Origin of the sequence: Corynebacterium axilliensis (assembly GCF_046097495.1) — a bacterium.
Lineage (GTDB): Bacteria > Actinomycetota > Actinomycetes > Mycobacteriales > Mycobacteriaceae > Corynebacterium.
Window position 1 is genome coordinate 1,600,532 of sequence record NZ_CP175768.1, and the last position, 18,361, is coordinate 1,618,892.

15 protein-coding genes and 2 pseudogenes are annotated in these 18,361 nt (G+C 64.4%); 9 read left to right on the top strand and 8 right to left on the bottom strand.

Annotation, left to right across the window (positions count from 1 at the left end):
- Nucleotides 1-462 precede the first annotated feature (462 nt).
- Nucleotides 463-3,907 (top strand): annotated as a pseudogene (locus ACKFR8_RS07740) (bifunctional proline dehydrogenase/L-glutamate gamma-semialdehyde dehydrogenase).
- Between the two features lie 35 nt (nucleotides 3,908-3,942).
- Nucleotides 3,943-5,262: an AI-2E family transporter gene (locus ACKFR8_RS07745; protein ID WP_408929672.1), complete on the top strand. Its 1,320-nt coding sequence runs from the start codon at nucleotides 3,943-3,945 to the stop codon at nucleotides 5,260-5,262.
- 34 nt (nucleotides 5,263-5,296) lie between these two features.
- On the opposite strand, the gene ACKFR8_RS07750 is transcribed toward ACKFR8_RS07745, so the two are convergent.
- Nucleotides 5,297-5,881 (bottom strand): nucleosidase, encoded by a 585-nt coding sequence (locus ACKFR8_RS07750; RefSeq protein WP_296132975.1) that lies wholly within the window; start codon nucleotides 5,879-5,881, stop codon nucleotides 5,297-5,299.
- Between the two features lie 89 nt (nucleotides 5,882-5,970).
- Here ACKFR8_RS07750 and ACKFR8_RS07755 point away from each other — a divergent pair, with 89 nt between their 5' ends.
- The gene (locus ACKFR8_RS07755) at nucleotides 5,971-6,597 is read left to right on the top strand and encodes an LppP/LprE family lipoprotein (RefSeq protein WP_296132976.1); all 627 of its coding nucleotides are present in this window, start codon (nucleotides 5,971-5,973) and stop codon (nucleotides 6,595-6,597) included.
- Here the strand turns inward: ACKFR8_RS07755 and ACKFR8_RS07760 are convergent, their stop codons facing one another.
- Complete coding sequence (locus tag ACKFR8_RS07760; RefSeq protein WP_408929673.1) at nucleotides 6,598-7,581, bottom strand: hypothetical protein; 984 nt, start codon at nucleotides 7,579-7,581, stop codon at nucleotides 6,598-6,600.
- A gap of 327 nt (nucleotides 7,582-7,908) precedes the next feature.
- Here ACKFR8_RS07760 and ACKFR8_RS07765 point away from each other — a divergent pair, with 327 nt between their 5' ends.
- From ACKFR8_RS07765 to ACKFR8_RS07780, 4 genes are all read left to right on the top strand, one after another.
- Nucleotides 7,909-8,775 (top strand): hypothetical protein, encoded by an 867-nt coding sequence (locus ACKFR8_RS07765; protein WP_408929674.1) that lies wholly within the window; start codon nucleotides 7,909-7,911, stop codon nucleotides 8,773-8,775.
- 74 nt (nucleotides 8,776-8,849) lie between these two features.
- Nucleotides 8,850-9,497 carry an LppP/LprE family lipoprotein gene (locus tag ACKFR8_RS07770; RefSeq protein ID WP_408929675.1) on the top strand — a complete coding sequence of 216 codons (648 nt, stop codon included), beginning with the start codon at nucleotides 8,850-8,852 and terminating at the stop codon, nucleotides 9,495-9,497.
- Nucleotides 9,498-9,765: 268 nt separating this feature from the next.
- Nucleotides 9,766-10,677, top strand: coding sequence for a hypothetical protein (locus ACKFR8_RS07775; RefSeq protein ID WP_408929676.1), 912 nt, complete (start codon nucleotides 9,766-9,768; stop codon nucleotides 10,675-10,677).
- A gap of 14 nt (nucleotides 10,678-10,691) precedes the next feature.
- Entirely contained in the window at nucleotides 10,692-11,372 is a 681-nt protein-coding gene (locus ACKFR8_RS07780) for a hypothetical protein (protein WP_408929677.1), read from the top strand.
- Nucleotides 11,373-11,390: 18 nt separating this feature from the next.
- Here the strand turns inward: ACKFR8_RS07780 and ACKFR8_RS07785 are convergent, their stop codons facing one another.
- The 3 genes and pseudogenes from ACKFR8_RS07785 to ACKFR8_RS07795 form a co-directional block, all read right to left on the bottom strand.
- The gene (locus ACKFR8_RS07785) at nucleotides 11,391-12,683 is read right to left on the bottom strand and encodes a sulfate adenylyltransferase subunit 1 (RefSeq protein WP_408929678.1); all 1,293 of its coding nucleotides are present in this window, start codon (nucleotides 12,681-12,683) and stop codon (nucleotides 11,391-11,393) included.
- Entirely contained in the window at nucleotides 12,683-13,579 is an 897-nt protein-coding gene (gene cysD / locus ACKFR8_RS07790) for a sulfate adenylyltransferase subunit CysD (protein WP_408929679.1), read from the bottom strand. Before cysD ends, ACKFR8_RS07785 begins: the two co-directional genes overlap by 1 nt.
- Nucleotides 13,579-14,362: pseudogene (locus ACKFR8_RS07795) on the bottom strand (phosphoadenylyl-sulfate reductase). The gene cysD and the pseudogene ACKFR8_RS07795 overlap by 1 nt, the downstream one beginning before the upstream one ends.
- 161 nt (nucleotides 14,363-14,523) lie before the next feature.
- On the opposite strand from ACKFR8_RS07795, the gene ACKFR8_RS07800 reads away from it, so the two are divergent.
- A complete protein-coding gene (locus tag ACKFR8_RS07800) occupies nucleotides 14,524-14,946 on the top strand; it encodes a methylenetetrahydrofolate--tRNA-(uracil-5-)-methyltransferase (RefSeq protein WP_306507342.1) in 423 nt (140 codons plus the stop codon).
- Here the strand turns inward: ACKFR8_RS07800 and ACKFR8_RS07805 are convergent.
- Genes ACKFR8_RS07805 through ACKFR8_RS07815 form a run of 3 tightly spaced genes read right to left on the bottom strand, consistent with a single transcriptional unit; the run spans nucleotide 14,943 to nucleotide 17,647 of the window.
- Entirely contained in the window at nucleotides 14,943-15,638 is a 696-nt protein-coding gene (locus ACKFR8_RS07805) for a hypothetical protein (protein ID WP_306507343.1), read from the bottom strand. The genes ACKFR8_RS07800 and ACKFR8_RS07805 overlap by 4 nt on opposite strands.
- Nucleotides 15,639-15,647: 9 nt before the next feature.
- Nucleotides 15,648-17,147, bottom strand: coding sequence for a molybdopterin-dependent oxidoreductase (locus tag ACKFR8_RS07810; protein ID WP_408929680.1), 1,500 nt, complete (start codon nucleotides 17,145-17,147; stop codon nucleotides 15,648-15,650).
- A 2-nt stretch (nucleotides 17,148-17,149) separates the two neighbouring features.
- Nucleotides 17,150-17,647 (bottom strand): hypothetical protein, encoded by a 498-nt coding sequence (locus ACKFR8_RS07815; protein WP_408929681.1) that lies wholly within the window; start codon nucleotides 17,645-17,647, stop codon nucleotides 17,150-17,152.
- Between the two features lie 447 nt (nucleotides 17,648-18,094).
- Here ACKFR8_RS07815 and ACKFR8_RS07820 point away from each other — a divergent pair, with 447 nt between their 5' ends.
- Nucleotides 18,095-18,355: a CBU_0592 family membrane protein gene (locus tag ACKFR8_RS07820; RefSeq protein ID WP_306507346.1), complete on the top strand. Its 261-nt coding sequence runs from the start codon at nucleotides 18,095-18,097 to the stop codon at nucleotides 18,353-18,355.
- Nucleotides 18,356-18,361 lie beyond the last annotated feature (6 nt).

Below are 18,361 nucleotides of genomic sequence, written 5' to 3' on the forward strand. Positions count from 1 at the left end.
CTTGCTATGTGGGTTTGTCATTAAGTTGATTGTGCGCGACTCAACTTCTGCCGCGTCCACTGTCAGACACTAACAGAAGCAACACCCAAAGTCATCCAAACCTGAGCGCCGGTCACTCAACCTACACAACGGCACCCGCACCAAAGTTGTTCCCGATACGCTCAACTTTTTCTCCGCAGACCACAAAGGGGCAGTTCAAGCCGTCGATAAGCGCTGCCTTTGTGAGATAAAACACCCTTGCCTCGGTCTAGTCAGCGGCACCACTGGAACATATACTGTCCCAAGTTTCCATGTGATGTCTCACATCACTTCCCATGAAGTGGCTTGCCAAACACCCCACGTACCGCAGCAAAGGGGCGCACCGATGACAAGAACCCGCCGCGACGGCGACCGCCCGCCGGTCCGCCAGGCCTAATCCCCCCAGGCCCACCCGCAGAGTTACTCATACATATAAGGACACCGATGACGAACGCCACTACCCCCGTGCCCGAATCCGCTGATATCAACGCCGCGCTGATCGACGCCGCCGCGGCCCAGGCCCACGCCTGGCTCGCCGCCACCGCCGACGAGCAGGACCCCGCCACCGAGCAGCTCGCCGACTTGCTGCGCAACCCCGACGGCGTGGCCTTCACCATGGACTTCGTTGACCGCGTCATGCGCCCCGAGGACGACAAGGTGGCCGCCCAGGCACTGAAGTCCGTCACCACCAGCTACGATGCTTCCTTCCTGGGCCTCATTAACGGCTCCCTGGTGGGACTCGGCGGCTTCTTCGGCCCTATCCTTCCCAACCTGGTAATGCCGCTGGCACGCCTGCGCATGCGCCAGATGGTGGGCCACCTGGTCCTCGACGCGGAGGGAGAGGCCCTCAACAAGACCCTCGATGCCGCCGCCGACTCCGGCGAGCAGCTCAACCTCAACCTGCTCGGTGAGGCAGTGCTGGGCGACGACGAAGCGCGCTCCCGCGCCGAGCGCACCCTCAAGCTCATCGAAAACCCCCGCGTGACCTACGTGTCCGTCAAGGCTTCCTCCATGGTGGCCCAGCTCAACCCCTGGGACATCGAGGGCTCGCTGGTCCGCCTCAAGGAACGTCTGCGCCCGCTGTACGAGGCCGCCGCCAAGCGCGCCGATAAGGTCTTCATCAACCTGGATATGGAGGAGTACCACGACCTCCACCTCACGGTGCGCCTGTTCACCGAGATCCTCCGCGAGCCGGAGTTCATGAACCTCGAGGCAGGCATCGTGCTGCAGGCCTACCTGCCGGACACCTTCGACGCGCTGGTTCACCTGGCGGAGTTTGCCAAGCAGCGCGTGGCCGACGGCGGCGCGCACATCAAGATTCGCATCGTCAAGGGCGCCAACCTCTCCATGGAGCACGTCCAGTCCGAGGTCCACGGCTGGCCCGCCGCGCCGTACACCACCAAGGAAGAGGTGGACGCCAACTACTACCGCCTGCTGGATTACATCCTGCGCCCCGAGTTCGTTGGCGCCGTGCGCATCGGCGTGGCCACCCACAACCTCTACACCGCGGCCTTTGCCTACAAGCTTGGCACCGAGCGCGGCGTGCTGCGCATGATGGACTCCGAGATGCTCCAGGGCATGTCGCCCGCCCAGCAGGCGGCGGTGCGCAAGGCCTTCGAGGGCCGCCAGAATCCTCTACACCCCGGTGGTGCACCGCGAGGACTTCGATGTCGCCGTCTCCTACCTCGTGCGCCGCCTGGAGGAAAACGCCGCCCCGCAGAACTTCCTCTACGCCCTCTTCGCCCCGGAGGAGTCCGCGCTCCAGGACCAGGAGGCCGTCTTCCGCCGCGCCGTGGAGACGCGCTGGGATACCTTCGCCGGCCCGCGCCGCACCCAGAACCGCCTGGAAGAGGCCGCGAACCGCGCCGGCCGCCAGGCTGCGCGCACCGGGCGTTTTTCTAACGAGCCGGATACCGACCCGGCCCTGGAGTCCAACCGCGAGTGGGCCATCCAGGCGCTGAACACCGACCCCGGCGCGCACGGGGTGGAGCAGGTGACGGATGCGGAAGTCGTCGACAAGCACGTGCTCCGCGCCGCCGAGCTGGGGGCTGAGTGGGGCGCGCGCGACGCCGAGGACCGCGCCCGCGCGCTCGAGGCCGTGGCCGATGAGATTGCCAACCGCCGCGGCGAGTTCGTCTCCGTCGCCGCCTACGAGGCCAACAAGACCGTCACGCAGACCGACCCCGAGATTTCTGAGGCCGTCGACTTCTGCACCTACTACGCCCAGTCCGCGCGCCTGCTGGACAGCTACGCCGCCGAATTCACCCCGCACCGCGTGACCGTGGTGACCCCGCCGTGGAACTTCCCCGTGGCCATCCCCACCGGCGGTATTGCCGCAGCACTCGCCGCGGGTTCTGCCGTCATCATCAAGCCCGCGCCGCAGGTTGTGCACTGCGCGAAGGTCGTCGTGGACGCCTTCCGCACCGCGCTGGAGTCCCAGGGCCTCGACCCGGACTTGGTGCAGCTCGTCTTCACCGACGAGTCCGACGCCGGCCGCGCGCTCATCTCCCACGCGGACGTCGATGCCGTCATCCTCACCGGTGCCTCCGCCACTGGCCAGCTCTTCCGCTCCTGGGACCCGCAGATGAACATCATGGCGGAGACCTCCGGCAAGAACGCTCTCATTATTACCCCGTCCGCGGACCCGGACCTGGCCATCCAGGACCTGTACCTGTCCGCCTTCGGCCACTCCGGCCAGAAGTGCTCGGCGTCCTCGCTGGTCATCTTCGTCGGCGCCGCGGGCGAGTCCGAGCGCCTGCGCACGCAGCTTATCGACGCCGTCTCCACCCTCATCCCGGGCCCCGGCCACGACATCACCACCACGATGAACGGCCTGGCCGAGGCCCCGGGCGAGAAGCTTCTGCGCGGCCTTACCCAGCTGGAGCCGGGCGAGACGTGGCTCATTAAGCCACAGAAGCTCAACGAGGAGGGCACGCTGTGGTCCCCAGGCATCCGCGATAACGTGCGCCCGGGCTCCTGGTTCCACGTCAACGAGTGCTTCGGTCCGGTGCTGGGCATTATGCATGCGGAGACCCTCGATGAGGCTATCGAGTGGCAGAACTCCACCGGCTACGGGCTGACCGGCGGCATTCACACGCTGGACAACGACGAGATTGACTACTGGCTCGAGCGCGTCGAGGTGGGCAACGCCTACGTCAACCGCGGTATTACGGGCGCGATTGTGCAGCGCCAGTCCTTCGGCGGCTGGAAGCAGTCCGTCATGGGCCCGGGCGCGAAGGCGGGCGGCCCGAACTACGTGGCGCAGTTCGGCACGTGGGCCGATGGTCCGCTGCGCCCCTTCGACGCCGACATCTCCCAGCCGGTGGCCGCGCAGCTGCGAGGCTTTGAGCGCCTGGGGCTGTCCGACGAAGACACCGCCTGGCTGTGGCGCGCCGCCGAGCTGGACCAGCTGGCCTGGCAGCAGGAGTTCGGCCGCAACCACGACCGCGCCGGCTTGGTCTGCGAGGCCAACGTCTTCCGCTACCGCCCGGTGCTCACCCCGCTGCAGGTCCGCGTTGCTGAGGACGCGCAGCTTCGCGACGTCGCCCGCCTCGCCCTCGCCGCCACCCGCACCGGCTCCCCAGTACGCCTCAGTGCTACCCCGGACAAGGCCACTGAACTGCACGGGCTGGGCTTCGATGTGGAAGCTCTGAGTGCCGAGGCCTTCGCCCGCGAGGTCGCCGGGCTGGAGTCCGCACGCGTGCGCACGGTGGGTTCGGTGGAGCCTGGCGTGTACGAGGCAGCGGTGCAGTCCAACTCCGTGGTGCTGGACCAGCCGGTGCTGGCCGACGGCCGTCGCGAGCTCCTGCCCTTCCTCCTGGAGCAGGCAGTTTCGGTGACCATGCACCGCTTCGGCATCATCCGGAAGGTCAGCAGCATCCGCGCATAAGTAAGATCGCGCTCTCATGTGTAAAGATAGAGCGCATGAGTAACAACAACGGCGACGGTGCCCGCTCGGGCACCGACCCCCAGTCCTCCACCGCCGCGGCTTCTGGCGCGGGGCATTCTGCTGCTGCCTCTGAAGCGTCGACGGCGGAGCCCATTAGCGAAGAAGCCGTCCTCCACCCCTCAGAGACCGACGACAAGTCCCGTGTCCTCGGGCGCGACGCCATCTCCCTGGCCAAGGTGTGCTTGATCTTCATCATCGTGGTGGCAGGCGTCGGCCTGGCTGGCTACCTGCTGAAGTTCATCTGGGTAGGCCTGCTGCCGGTCATCCTGGCCATCCTGGTATGCACGGTGCTCTTCCCCGTGACCAACTGGTTGCGCGAGCATAAGTTCCCCCGCGCGCTGGCCTCCATCACCACGTTGCTGGGTTTCTTGGCCATCATCGGCGGCGTCTTCGCGGCGATGGCCCCGGTGGTCTCCTCCCAGGGCGCAGCGCTGGTCAGTCAGGCCGAGGACGGCTTGAATAAGCTCGTTGAAATGGCCAATGACCTGCCCTTCGATATCGATGCGGAGAAGATGCAGGAAGTACTTGATGACGCCATGACCTTCATCAAGGGCCAAGCTTCCAACATCGCCACCGGGGTGATTTCCGGTGTGTCGATGGCTAGTTCGATCGCCATGGCCCTAGCTATCATGCTCTTCGTCGCCTTCTTCATCCTCAAGGACGGCGACAAGTTCCTGCCGTGGCTGCGCACCTACACCGGATACTCCGCGGGCTGGCACGCCACTGAGCTGCTCACCCGCGTGTGGAACACGCTCTCTGGCTTCATCCAGGCCCAGGCGGCCGTGGCGGCTGTCGACGGCATCCTCATCGGCATCGGCCTCTGGATCCTTCAAGTCCCACTTGCTCTGGTTATTGGCGTGGTCACCTTCTTCGCCAGCTTTATCCCGGTCATCGGTGCGGTCACCGCAGGCGCCTTGGCCGTCATCATCGCACTGGTTTCCGATGGCCTCACCAAGGCTCTCTTGGCCCTCGCCCTCATCATCATCGTCCAACAGGTGGAGGGCAACGTGCTCCAGCCGATGCTGCAGTCCAAGGCCATGGGCCTGCATGCGGCCATGGTGTTGCTCTCCGTGACCGTGGGTTCCGCGCTAGCCGGCATCATCGGCGCCTTCCTCGCCGTGCCGGTGGCCGCCACCATCGCGGTGGTCTTCCGCTACCACCAGGAGATGGCCAGCCTGCGCGCCGGCGAGCTCGACGCGGAGAACATCAAGATCTCCACTACCGAGGGCCACGAGACCGTCATGGAGCTCTACGAGCACCTGGAAGGCAGCCACGCGCGCCACGCCTCCGCCTAGCCGCCCCACACAAAGGGCGCTGTGGGAGCCTTAGTCAGCGGTCACTGTGGGTCACTGTGCTGGTGGCCGCCGCCAGCTCCTCCGCCGCGCGGTCGAGCACCGTAGCCCAGGTGCCGTACGACTCCTCATTCGCGGTGTCGGAGACCTGCTTGAGCAGCGTGCACGGCACCCCAAACTTTCTGCACACCGCGGCGATGGCGTAGCCCTCCATGTCACACAGCTCCGAATCTGCAGCCAAACGCGTGCGGGTCTCGGTATCGGAGATGAAGGAATCCCCCGTGGCCAGCGTGGCCGTCGGCAGCGTGCCCGAGGTCTCTAGTTCGATGACCTCCGGCAGCAGGTAGCGGGAAATATCGCTGAGCACGTCGAGGTGGAAGTCGTGCTTGCGCACGTGGGAGACCTCGAAGACGCCGGCGAAATCGTCGCGCAGCGCCCCAGCGGTACCAATATTGATCACGCGCTCCGGCAGCGCTTCTGCCGACGCCAACGCGTTCGTCAGCTCAATCGCCGCCGGAACCGTGCCAATCCCCGTGATGAGCAGCGGCTCCCCCTCCGGGACGTGCGCAGCCTCCGCGTCCACCGCGGCAACGAACAAAGTGCGACCAGATAGATTCTCCATGCCTGTGACACTACCCGTGAAGAACAGTCCCCACACTCGCCACGAGGCCGCCAAGAACTTATAGGGTCGGGGCCACAGAAGGAGGAATCATGTTCACCCGAATCACCACCGTCGCCCTACTGACCATCCCCCTGGCCGCGTGCACGCCCGCCCAGCAGGCAGAATCGCCCGCCGAGTCGATGACGCCGGACACGCTGGCCAGCGCCCCGGCCCTCGAGACCACCACGTCCTCCCCTGCCGGCTCCACCCAGCCGCAGCCGGAGCAACCCGCCGCAACAGACACCGCAACAGACACCGCGACAGACACCGCAGCTCCCCAGGACTGCCACACCATGGGCGCGCAGGCAGCCTACGAATCAGGCATCGACACCATCCCCGCCTGGCACGGCCACGACTGGGTCCTGTCTGACTTCTCGAACTTCCGCCCCTGCGACGAGCTGACCTGGCTCACCCTCGGCATCGAAGACGGAACAGCGTCCTCGCCGTACCACATCATGCTCTTCCACTATGGCCACTACATTGGCACCGCCACCCAGGAGCCCCAGGGCTTCTATCCTTCGGTAACCCGAAAGAGCAGTTCCGAAATCGCTGTCACCTATCGTTGGCCGCGCGAGGGCGAGGCCAACGCCAACCCCACCGGCACCACCGAGGCCACCTTCCGCTGGGACGACGCGCAGAACAAGGTCGTCATGACGGGCGACGTCCCCCGGCACTAGCTAGTCAAAGTTCAGCGTCCGGTTCTTCTGCCGCAGCCGGATCGTGATGTTCTTTTGCGCCGCCCCTAAGGCGATCAGCTTCCCCGACAACGCCCGGGCCACCTGCAGGTCCGTCTCACTGGGTGGCTCCGCGGCAACGCTCGCCGTGGGCAGCCAACAATCGTCCGGATCCGGCGAGCCCAGGTGAATGAGGCGCTCGTGCTCGGCGTCGATCCAATAGCCCTCGGTGGCCATGTACCTGTCCTGCCCGCCATCGAAAGAATCGCAGCGCCACCCGCCCTCAGCCACGCGGAAGACGAAGGGGCAATAGCCCAGGCGGGAAGGCACGATGTAGGTGGTGTTGGGGCTAACCCGCCAATGCCCGCGGGCGGAGCTCCACACCTGGCGGTAGGTATCCGCCAGGCTCATGCCCAGGCGGAGACGCTGCTGGCGGTCGTCGTCAAGCCCTGCGCCCTCCACCCGCGTATCCAGCTCGCTTAGGTGCGTGGCGTCGGCCACATACATGCCCAGCCAGGCCTCCTCCGGCGTGGTGTAGGGCCCGGTGACGTCACGATGGAAGGACTCCGGGATGACTTTCTCCGCGTCCCGGGGCAAGCGCTGGCGGGTGGCGAAGGCCCACAGGCGCGGGTGCCCCATGCGGTAGAGCATCACCGTGGCCCGCGGCAGCCTATCGTGCGCCTGCTGACGAGTGAGGTAATCGCCCGCGCCGATGCGGCGCAGCAGCTGCGCGGCCACCTCGCCCTCCACCTGCTGTTCCACGCCCGGCGCGACCTCCAGGCCGGGCAGCTGGCTGAGCATCATCAAATCAATGATGTCTCCCACGTCAAAGACCTTGCTCAGCTCCGTCTGCGTATCAGAGCCAAAGGCCTCGATGTCGGCGTAGCCCAGGACCCCCGCGAGCCTGCGGAGCACGTCGGGTGACACGCTCACCCGGTTGCGCGTGGCGTGTAATTCTGCCGCGTTGAGGTTGCGCTCGAGTGCCATGGGGAACCTTCCTCGCTCATTTTTGATGTGAATTCTGGCCTAGCTTAAGACCACGCCCGACACGCAGCGACGCGCGCCGGGCGCCTGCTTTGGGAGGCGGAACGCCGAGGTAAGACGCTTATGGTCCACCGCGTAGCCGCGGCCCACCCTACCACCTGCGTGTCATCCCTAATCCCCACGTGCTACACCGATTTCTCTCACGACCGCGTTCACCAGCCCTGTCACCTGCCGATTCGGAAGTGAACCTGTACCCCGCGTGCCTATAGTGAGACGCGAATTGATTCTTCTCGCACCTTCTCTTCCACACCGCACAAAGGAGCACCACTAGTGAACGACAACAACCCCTCGGCGCACTCCACCGGCGCGGGCGCGCGCATCGCGCTGATAGTCGTCGCCGCCCTCGCCGTCATCGGACTCGTCGGTGGTGGGGCCTGGGCAGTCATGCGCAACGCTGAGCCCAGCGACGCCGAGAAGCCCGCGCCCAACTTCCATGCCCTTGAAGCCACGACGGAGCAGGTGGCCGAATCCGTCCCGCCGGCAGAACAGCCTTCCGCGACCACGCCGCACAGCACTCAACCCGCCGGCCCGTCCGAAGAAGAAAAGTGCACCAGTATGGCCGAGGCCCAGCTCAGCCAGTTTCGCAACCCGGTGGTGATGTACTGTGACGGCTCGTGGCTTCGCGCGGGCGAATACAGGACCGACCTGGTGAGACTGTACACGTGGGCCGACGGTGGCTGGCAGCGATACTACACTGACGGCAAGACTGTGGTGACCAACTTGTCCTGCTATGACCGCGGCACGCTCGAGGCTCAGGGCGCGCCGGCGGAGCTGCTAGACCAGTTGCTGCTGTGCGACGGCGACGCGGCCACGTCCACCGCAGAGACCACGTCGTCCTCGGGCGGCTGGTCCGAGAAGTGCGATGGGAGGTACATCCTCATCGTCGAATCCGTCCTTATCCCGCCGAACACCGAACCCTACTCCGCGCCGTACCGCGTCCAGCATCGCTACCCGGGCTCCGAGATTCTCCAGGGCGGGGCCTGTACGTCCCTGCGCGCTTGGTCTGGCGACAACATGATCGTCGCCGTGTACTACGACGCCGGCCACAGCGTGGACAAGGTCTGCGAGCTCAAGGCCCAGTACGGCGGCAACGCGCGCTCGCTCAACAACAACGCTGACTTCACCGACCCCTGCTAGCCCCCGCTGCAACCGCTACGCGCCTACCATTGAGCGTGTCAGCGCACAGCCTCTCTCAAAGGACAGCTCCCACCGTGTTTACCGCCCGCCGCACCCTGCCCACTGTGGCCGCCCTTCTTGCGTGCTGCACCCTGACTGCCTGCGGAGAACGGCCCGCGGGCACCGCGGCGCCGGACGCTGCGCCGGCCTTCTCCGCGGTCAAGGAACACAGCACCACGGAGCAGAGCAGCCCGGAACGCAGCTCGGAGTCGACGGCGCCCCAGACCACGACGGTGACGCAGACGGTGCGGCAGGAGCCGACGTCGGAAAGCACTGCGGCCGCGTCTGATGGCTGCGGCCCCGACCAGCAGGCAGCCTACGCCGAGGCGATGTCGAAGCTCGATCCGCTCCCCGGCTTCAACCGGCCCTGGCGCCTCGCCGATTCCGGCTATGACTCCTGCGCGGCGCTGTCTTGGATGACCGTCACCATCGAGGGCGCGACGGTGTCCTCGCCGTACCACATCCTCCTCTTCCACAACGGCGAGTACCTGGGCACGGGCACCTTCGAGGCCTACGGCTTTGCCCCGCGGATTAAGCAGGTGAACGATTCCGAGATTGCCGTGACATACCGCTGGCCGCGCGCAGGCGAGGGCAATGCGGAGGCATCCGGGACCACGCAGGCGGGATTCCATTGGGACGAGGACCTCCAGGAGTGCATCATGACCGGGGACGTTCCGCACTAATTTCCCCCTGTTTGTGGACGGTCACGCCTGGGACTACGCCTCACACGTTAAGGGACGCCTGCGCTTGGCGACGCCTCCCCCGACCGTCACCCGCACGGCACAGGAATGACATGCCCGTTGCCGCCAACTGGGGATTCAACCCCGAAATCGAGTCACTAATGGGCAAAAGTGGCAGGCGCAAGGCTATAGTGTGACACGGTTTCCTTGGAAGCCACTCATTCTCTGGTGTTCTCTCCCCGCCTCTTTGTCAATGTAAGGAGCTCTCTGGATGACTGACAACTTCCCTTCGGATGCGCCCACTCAGTACAGAGCTGTTCCTGACTCGCATCCAGCACCCGCTGCTCCCGCCGGTGCGGCCGGCTCGTCGGCCGCGGGGCGCACGATCTTCGCTGTCGTCGCTGTGATTGCGCTCCTCGCGCTCACCGCCGCGGTGACCTGGCTGGTCACCGCCCCCTCCCACCCGGAGGCAGCCCCGGACGACGCTGCGGCGTTCACGCAGATTAAGACAGGGGCGTCGGCGCAGAGCTTGGAAAGCACTGCCACCACCGAACCCTCGCCCGCCGCGAGCAACACTCCTGCGCCCGCCACCACCTCCGCTGCAGCACAGCCGGATAAGTGCGGCGCCGCGGCGGACGTTGTCCTCCGCCAGGTCAGCAACCCTGTAGGCATCATCTGCGACGGCGACTGGCTCTTCTTCGCCCAAGACAGGAGCACGTCCTACTACCTCTACTCGTGGTCAGGCACCGAGTGGACCTCCTACGCGCCGCACGGGCGGGCTGAGCCCTCCCACATCAGCTGCTGGGACCGCGGCACGCTGGAAAAAGACGGCGTGCCTGCGGAGATTCTCGCTGACATCCCGCTGTGCGCCACCGATGAGCCAGCCGGAGATTCTCCCGTCTGCGACGGCCGCTGGGTGCTCATCGTGGACTCGCTGCTCATCCCGCCGGGGCAATCGCCGCAGTCGGAAATCGACCGCGTGCAGGCCTACTACTCCGGCGCCAAGGTCATGCCGGGCTCTACCTGCAGCTCGCTGCGGGACGTCGTGGACGGCAAACAGGTCTACGCCGTCTACTACGAAGCAGGCAAAAGCGTCGATGAGGTCTGTACACTCAAGGCGCGGCATGGCGGCGGAAACGCCCGCTCCCTCAACAACGATGCCGACTTCACCGACCCCTGCTAACGCGAAAGGACGCAATGGCTCACCACAACCTCTATTCTTCTCTCGGACTTAACCGCCAGGCCGATTCGGCTTCCCTGACCGCCGATATCGACCGCCAGCTGGCGGAGGTGAGCCCCGGAGACGCGGCGAAGCGCGACGAGCTCGCCACCGCCCGCGAGATCTTCTCCGTCCCGTCCCGCCGCGCGGTCTACGACGAAGAGATTTCCGCCCCCTTCGGCGCGGACGTCGACGTCGCCCGCATCCGCCAGATCGCCGCCCTGCCCGCCGGGGACCGCGGCGTACAGGGCCCGCAGAGCATGGGGCTAGCGGGCCACTCCACGTCCGGCGTGCAGCTCATGCCGCAGTCCTCAAACGCCACTGGCGGCAACCAGTTCAACGTGGACCTGAGCTCCTTTTCCTTCCCCGTAGAGCCCTCCCGCCAGCGCTGCCAGTCCGTCCAGTGGTGCATCGTCTGGGGCCTTTTGGCCTTCCTCTGGATCATCTCCACCCTGCGCGGCCTGGGCGCGCTTTTGGAGGTCGGCAGCGCCAGCGGCGCCGAGCTGCTTCTCGGCGCCGATGACTACGCGGAGGATGCCAGCTCCGCTATCGCCTTCTTCTTCATGGTCGCCGGCGGCACGCCGGTCTACCTCATGATCGCGGAGTTCATCTGGTCCCTGCGCAAGACCCTCGGACGCAAAAAGGCCCCCAACGCCTAAAGCAGGCGCGGACTGCGCTTAGCGCAGACGCTGGCCGGCGAACCCAGCCGCCAGCGTGTTGCCCGTGGACTGGTCAATGAGCAAGAAGTTGCCCACCGCGCCACGCGCGGCGTAGTCCTCCACCGGCAGCTCCGCCTGAGTCTGGACGGTGATGTAGGCAATGTCATTCAGCGTGGCGGACTCTGGCGAGTCATGGTCAGCCACCCCGTCCAAATCCAGGACGCGGTCTACCGACGCCACACGAGCCTTGACCAGCGCGGTTCCGTAGCGCAGCTTGAGCATCTGACCCGGCGTGAGGTCCTTTTCTGTGAGCACCACCGCGGTGGCGGCGAACTCGCGGGTGGCCTCTGGGCGCTCGGAGCCAGCGATGAGGTCGCCGCGGGCGAGGTCGATGTCGTCGGCAAGCAACAGCACCACCGAATCCCCCGCCGTGGCGGACTGGCCCTCAGCCAGCGCGCCGTCGGCGGTATCAATGCCCGTCACCGTGGACGTGCGCCCGCCGGGCAGGGTCACCGTATCCCCCACCGAAATGGAGCCCGCCTTCACGCGGCCGGCGTAGCCGCGGTAATCGGAGGCGTGCTCACGGATGACGTACTGAATGGGGAAACGGAAGTCCAGGTCCTCCGCGCGGCCGCCCGTCACCGGGACAGTCTCCAGCACCTCGAGCACGGTGGGCCCGTCGTACCAGGACATGTTCTCAGAGCCCTCCACCACGTTGTCGCCCTTCAGCGCGGAAATCGGGATGGCCACCGAATCCGTAATGCCCAGACGCGCGGCGATGTCGTTGAACTCGGACTCGATAGCGCGGAACGTCGCCTCGTCGTAGTCCACCAGGTCGATCTTGTTCACGCCCAGAATCACGTGGCGCACACCCAGCAGCGCTGCGACGTTGAGGTGGCGGCGGGTTTGCTCGACAACGCCATGGCGGGCGTCGATAAGCAGCACCACCACCTGGGAGGTGGACATGCCGGTGACCGTATTGCGCGTGTACTGCACGTGGCCCGGCGTATCGGCCAGGATGAACGTGCGCTTGTCCGTGGCGAAGTAGCGATAGGCCACGTCGATGGTAATGCCCTGCTCGCGCTCGGCGCGCAGGCCGTCCACCAGCAGCGAGAGGTCCATGCCGTCAAAGCCGCGGTCGGCGGAGGAACGCTCCATGGACTCCACCTGGTCCGCGAGCACGGACTTGGTGTCATAGAGCAGGCGGCCGACGAAGGTGGACTTGCCATCATCGACGGAACCGGCGGTGCACAGGCGCAGGGTGTCGCGCTGCTTAAGCGCGCCAACATTCGGTGCGGGGGTAATCGTCATCAGAAGTAGCCTTCCTTCTTGCGGTCCTCCATAGCGGACTCGGACAGTTTGTCGTCGGCGCGGGTGGCGCCGCGCTCGGAAAGGGTCGACACGGAGATTTCGGCGAGGATTTCATCCGTCGTCGAAGCGGTGGACTCCACGGCACCGGTGCAGGACATGTCACCCACGGTGCGGTAGCGCACGGTGCGGGTCTCCAGCTGCTCGTCCTCGCGCGGCCCGCCCCACTCGCCGGGGGTCAGCCACATGCCGTTGCGCTTGAACACCTCGCGCTGGTGGGAGAAGTAGATGGACGGCAGCTTCAGGCCGCGGGCGCCGATGTACTCCCAAATATCTGCCTCGGTCCAGTTGGAGATGGGGAAGACACGCACGTTCTCGCCGGCCATCTTGCCGCCGTTGTAGAGGTCCCACAGCTCGGGGCGCTGGCGGCGCGGGTCCCAGCCGCCGAAGGAATCACGGATGGAGAAGATGCGCTCCTTGGCGCGGGCACGTTCCTCGTCGCGGCGCGCGCCGCCCAGGACGGCGTCGTAGCCGCGCTCCGCAATGGTCTCCACCAGCGGTACGGATTGCAGCGGGTTGCGGGTGCCGTCGGGGCGCTCCTGCAGGTCGCCGCGGTCGATCCAGTCCTGCACCAGGGCCACGTGGAGGCGGGCGCCGGTTTCTTCCACCAGCTCGTCGCGGAACTGGATGACTTCCGGGAAGTTGTGGCCGGTGTCGACGTGGATGAGCTCAAACGGCACGGTCGCCGGGGCAAACGCGCGGCGCGCCAGCTCGAAGACCACGACGGAGTCCTTGCCGCCGGAAAACAGCAGGCCTACTTTGTCGAATTGCCCGGCCACCTCGCGCAGGATGTGGAGGGATTCATTCTCAAGCTCGTGAAGGTGTGGTGAAAGAGTCATTATTCGTGCAACCCGCATTCTGTCTTGCCGTCGGCGAACACGCGGCCGGAGCGCGCGTCCTCGCCCTCGCCCACCGGGAACGTCAGGGGCGCGCAACCGATCGAGCGGTAGCCCTTGAGGGTGAGCGGGTGGATGATGAGAATCGTGTGCCTTGATGTAGGCGTCGGTGTCGTCGAGGTCCCAGGTGATAATCGGGGAAATCTTCAGCCGGCCGGTGCGGTCCAGGCTCAGCGCCGGGGCAGTGGCGCGGTGCTCGGAATCGGCGCGGCGCAGGCCGGTGACCCAGCCGACGTACGGGTCCATCGCCATATTGAGCGGCTCCACCTTGCGCATGCGGTTATACGCCGCGGTATCGCGCGCGTAGAGGCGCGGACCGTAAATCTTGTCCTGTTCTTCCGGGCTGAGAATCGGCAGGACCCTGACCAAGGGCAGGTCCGCATAGCGCTTCTCGACGTCTCCCGCCACCGCCAGCGTCTCCTCAAAGTGCCAGCCGGTGTCAATGAAGAGCAGGTCGGCGTCGAGCTTCGCCTGGTGGGCGAGCTCTGCCAGGACGGTGTTTTCCATGGACATCGTCACCGCGAGGCGGCCCGGCGCGTGCTCGGCGGCCCACTCGGTGATGGTCTCGGCGGAGGCGTTATAGAGCTTGTCTGCCCAGTCGTCGACGAGTTCTTGATTGCGCGCGGCCACGGCGGGGTCGAGCGGAGCGGTATCTCGCGTGCCCTCGGGGCTGATGCTGGGGTCGCGGTAATCGCCGCGGTCCAGCAGGTTGATCGGTTCGGTCATGGCACTTCACCTTATGTGCCTCAGGCGGTCGGCGCAGCCGGGCGGAGGCTCCACGTGCTGTGAGCTTGGCCGCTAGGGCGAATAAAAATTGGCCGATATGAACCGAGCGGACTAGATTTACAGACTAGATAGTCTAGAAAGTCCGAACTGAAGGGGTTGCCATGCAGCGTGTAGCCATTGTCGGGGACAGCCCGGCCGCGCTCTCCACCGCCGAACGGCTGGTTGGAGCCGGCCTGTGTGTGGACCTCTACTGTGAGTGCCCTGCGCCCTTCGGCTTGCTGCGCCGCTTCGCCGGGCTAGCCGGCGCCCAGGACGAATCGGAGGCCGCGCCGTGCCCCAAAGGCACCACGCCGCGCCTTAGGCTCATCGGCAATGTGCGCGTCGGCGACGGCCCGGACGCCGATATTAGCCACACGGACCTCAACCAGCTGTCCGCCTCCGGCGACCGCCACCTGGTGCTGCTGGAGCTCATGGCGCGCGGGGTCGCCGTCACCACGTGGGAGGGCCTGTGCCGTCCGACGGCAGAGGTAGAGGACTGGGAGGCCGTCGCCGCCCGCGCCCAGCGCGCCCCGGTCTGCTTCTAACCGTCCTCGCGCTTGGGCTTGGTGAGGTCCTCGAGGGTAGCCAGCCCCAGGGAGTGCAGAATCCCCTCGACCGAATTGATCTCGGCCTCTACCGCACGCAACCTGTCAGCTTGCGGCGCCGACAGCCGCCCGGACTTCTCCAGGTGTTTCAGGCGTGGATAGCGCCCCGCCAAGAGCGTTCCCCAATACACACGCAGGTCCAGGATCTCCTGGTTACCTGGCACTGGTTCGCCGTTGTGGAACGCTACGATGTCGCGAAGTTGTTGTTCAACCATGGACAAGTCCATATCGGCACCGGGAGCGCCCGCATCGGAGGAATATGTCTCCTCTCCATGACGCAACGGGCGTCGCTCTTCGTCGTAAAAGCGATGTAACGTCATGGCATCTGCTGCCAAAACAGGATCGTTGACCGCCAGAATGGGTGCGTCCTCGTGCCCTAGCAGCTGCCCGCGCGACATCCTGATAAACGTGCGCTGGTGCTCCATTCCCGGCGCGGTGCATTCCAACCCCACGCCATAGGATTCCAAATCTTCTTGTTGGAACATGTACCCCAAGTAGCGCGCGTGTTGATTGATGGCAAAGTCTGCGCTGGTAGCCCCCGGCAGGTGAAAATCCACCTGGCGAATGTAGCTGCGCACGCGCTCAATCTGTTCAGGGTTTAAGAAGAGGTCTTCATAGAGTGCTCGTGACATGGCGTACTCCTAAAGCATTTGCAGGCGGTCGTAGCTGTCAGTGTCTTCGAAGAAGCCACCGCGCCCGTTGCCCACTATGTCGAAACGGTTGACAACTTCGATACGGTCGAGCCACTTGGCAGAACGGAAACCAGTCGACGTCTCCAGTCGCAAGCGCATGGGTGCACCGTTCTTGATCGGAATCTCGCCGCCGTCATAGCCGATAGCGATGAGCGTTTCCGGTTGGCGCGCTTCCACCATGGGCATGGACTCGTAGTAGTACGAACCGCTGTAGTTATCATCGTCGCGGGTCATGTTCTGGAAGCTATGTACAACGACGTCGGAGGCCCCGTCCAGAGGTTTGACTAAATCCAAGAGCTGCGCCAACGGAACACCTTCCCACTTTCCCACAGAAGTAAATCCTTGGACACAATGGTGCACCGTATTCTGGGAATGCCCGGCCGAAAATCGGCGCAAGTCCTCCAAGGTCAGACGCATGGGCTTTTCGACGAACCCACCAATTTCAAGTACGTAGTCCTTCTCAAATCCGTTGCACAGGAGCGCCATGTATTCCTCGGAACCCGGCGGCATGCCCGAGGCCCTATGATGTGGCGCCTTGGTGACCTCTGAATCGGCATACACCCCGCGTTGGCGCGATGGCGCCTTGGCACGCAGAAACCGTGTAAAGGGGCGCACCACAGCGTTGTGTATCGCGGCGACTGTCATCGGGCGTTTGAGGGAGGTCTTCGTGGCCCAGATGTGGACGAAGACAATGAGCATAAGTCCCATCGTGAAAATGATGCCGCCAGCTACTGGCTTATCAGCGTGTCCGAAGACCATCTTGGAAACCTCGTGGCCGTAGCCGTGCATGACCACCATGCTCACGTGAATGAGAATGAAGACCAGGTAGGCAACAAGCCCCCAAAAGTGCAGGGTGCGAATGACCTGGCGGCCGCCCATTGCCTTGGAAATCCGAGGGAAGTGGTTATTGATGGCAGGCGACTGGAACATGCCGGTGAGAATCATCCACATAGGCAAGATGAGGACGACAAAGCCATAAGACAGCTGTTGGATGGCATTGAATGGGTAACCGTCCATCGCGCTGGGGATTTGGAAGCCTAAGTAGTGGACGAGATCATCCCAGGCTTGGGCAAAAACGCCCCAGTTTTCAGGCCAGTAACGACGCCACTGTCCCGTCGCTAGTAAAAGCCCCCAGTAGATAACCAGTAGGAGCAACCACCCCATCACCGAGATGAAGTGCCAGTAGCGGCCTTGTCCCAAGGCTCCATAGCCCGGAAGAGAGACGATGGGGCTGTAGTTTTCATACTCACCGGAAACCGGGAAGTACTTATGCTTGCGCTTCTGCTTAACAGAAAACTGGGCCCACTGTTTTCCTAGGGGCGTGTGGATCGAACGGTGCAGCTTGGGGAACGTTCCTAGGATTTCGATGCCGCTTCGGATGAAAAGCGTAACGAAGAGGATATTGACAAAGTGTTCGATGCGTAGCCATGCGGGAAATTCAGTCAACATGATTAGTCCTCAAATCCTTGATCGTCCGGGTAGGCAACGAGCACGCCATAGTCCAGCGCCCAGTACAGAGCGAGGTAAGCGAGGCCACACAAGGCTGTTGTATTCCATGCGGCGGCCAGATATACATCGGCTCCGTTCCATCCCCAAGGCGGTGTGCCGGCAAGACCACCGACAAACAGAAGCAGCGATCCCACCGCGGGGATGAGCCCGAAGTCCCACACACGCCACGGCGTCACGGCGCCGAGGGCAGCGACGACGACGCACAAGACGACGAGGAGATAAAGGACAACTTCCTGCCCAGGGAAAATCAAGAATTCGGTCCGCGCCACGTACCAAGCAAGACCCCCTTGAAGGGTCATGATGGCCACTATCACGGCTCGGGTTAGCTTTGGCAGATTGAAGCGAAAATAGCGAAAGAAAGGTGCACGCTCTTTGCCCGGTTTGACGTGCAAAGAGATGTCATGAAGGTTTGGGTCGACCGATGTTGGTAAGGCGGACATGAGCTACTTCTCCTATCGCGCCAGCTGCGATCCGCAGGCGTGCTTCGCCCGTGACCATCGCTGGGCACTCGTGTCCAGGTGACTCGCTACCGTCACCTGCTGGCAACACCTGCCCTACCGGAGATTCGCAACGCTGGAGGCAGGCTGGAGCTTTTCTCAGCTCCCTAAACTTCAGTAAACCCCCACCCCAAGCATCAAGCGAATATGGACGGCCGTTCAACTAGCGCCCGAGCCCGCCAGCTGCAGTTTAGACAAGTGTTCACAAACCGTCCGTTTGTCCCATTTACCGCACGCGACGCGGCGGTGCTTAACTTGGCAATGTCGAGCTCAACGCCAATTTCTGCCCCCAATCCACGCGCTCAATTCGCTACGCGCTTCAGGGGCAGCCACGCTCCGGAGAAGCATCGATGTACCACCCATACCATTCTTGAAAGGACATGTTTTTCAATGTCTGCCATGGTCATTTTCGGCCTCATCGCCTCTGTAGCGCTGCTTTTCGCATTCGCAATGCTCAACCTTGGGAAATGGACGGTTGACGACTACCCGTACCAAATCCTCAACTTTATTGGCGCCGGCTTCCTCGCCGCTTCGGCCGCCACGCCCTTTAATGCCGGTGTGTTCTTCACTGAGCTCATCTGGTCCCTCTTCGGCCTGTATGGAATTATCCGCATCTACCGAGACCGCAAGAAAGCCGCCACCCAAGGCTAGAACCCG

Excerpts from the sequence above, each read along its gene's own strand:
- ACKFR8_RS07745 (WP_408929672.1), top strand. The coding sequence starts at position 3,943 with ATGAGTAACAACAACGGCGACGGTGCCCGCTCGGGCACCGACCCCCAG.
- ACKFR8_RS07750 (WP_296132975.1), bottom strand. The coding sequence starts at position 5,881 with ATGGAGAATCTATCTGGTCGCACTTTGTTCGTTGCCGCGGTGGACGCG.
- ACKFR8_RS07755 (WP_296132976.1), top strand. The coding sequence starts at position 5,971 with ATGTTCACCCGAATCACCACCGTCGCCCTACTGACCATCCCCCTGGCC.
- ACKFR8_RS07760 (WP_408929673.1), bottom strand. The coding sequence starts at position 7,581 with ATGGCACTCGAGCGCAACCTCAACGCGGCAGAATTACACGCCACGCGC.
- ACKFR8_RS07775 (WP_408929676.1), top strand. The coding sequence starts at position 9,766 with ATGACTGACAACTTCCCTTCGGATGCGCCCACTCAGTACAGAGCTGTT.
- ACKFR8_RS07780 (WP_408929677.1), top strand. The coding sequence starts at position 10,692 with ATGGCTCACCACAACCTCTATTCTTCTCTCGGACTTAACCGCCAGGCC.
- ACKFR8_RS07785 (WP_408929678.1), bottom strand. The coding sequence starts at position 12,683 with ATGACGATTACCCCCGCACCGAATGTTGGCGCGCTTAAGCAGCGCGAC.
- cysD (WP_408929679.1), bottom strand. The coding sequence starts at position 13,579 with ATGACTCTTTCACCACACCTTCACGAGCTTGAGAATGAATCCCTCCAC.
- ACKFR8_RS07800 (WP_306507342.1), top strand. The coding sequence starts at position 14,524 with ATGCAGCGTGTAGCCATTGTCGGGGACAGCCCGGCCGCGCTCTCCACC.
- ACKFR8_RS07805 (WP_306507343.1), bottom strand. The coding sequence starts at position 15,638 with ATGTCACGAGCACTCTATGAAGACCTCTTCTTAAACCCTGAACAGATT.
- ACKFR8_RS07810 (WP_408929680.1), bottom strand. The coding sequence starts at position 17,147 with ATGTTGACTGAATTTCCCGCATGGCTACGCATCGAACACTTTGTCAAT.
- ACKFR8_RS07815 (WP_408929681.1), bottom strand. The coding sequence starts at position 17,647 with ATGTCCGCCTTACCAACATCGGTCGACCCAAACCTTCATGACATCTCT.
- ACKFR8_RS07820 (WP_306507346.1), top strand. The coding sequence starts at position 18,095 with ATGTCTGCCATGGTCATTTTCGGCCTCATCGCCTCTGTAGCGCTGCTT.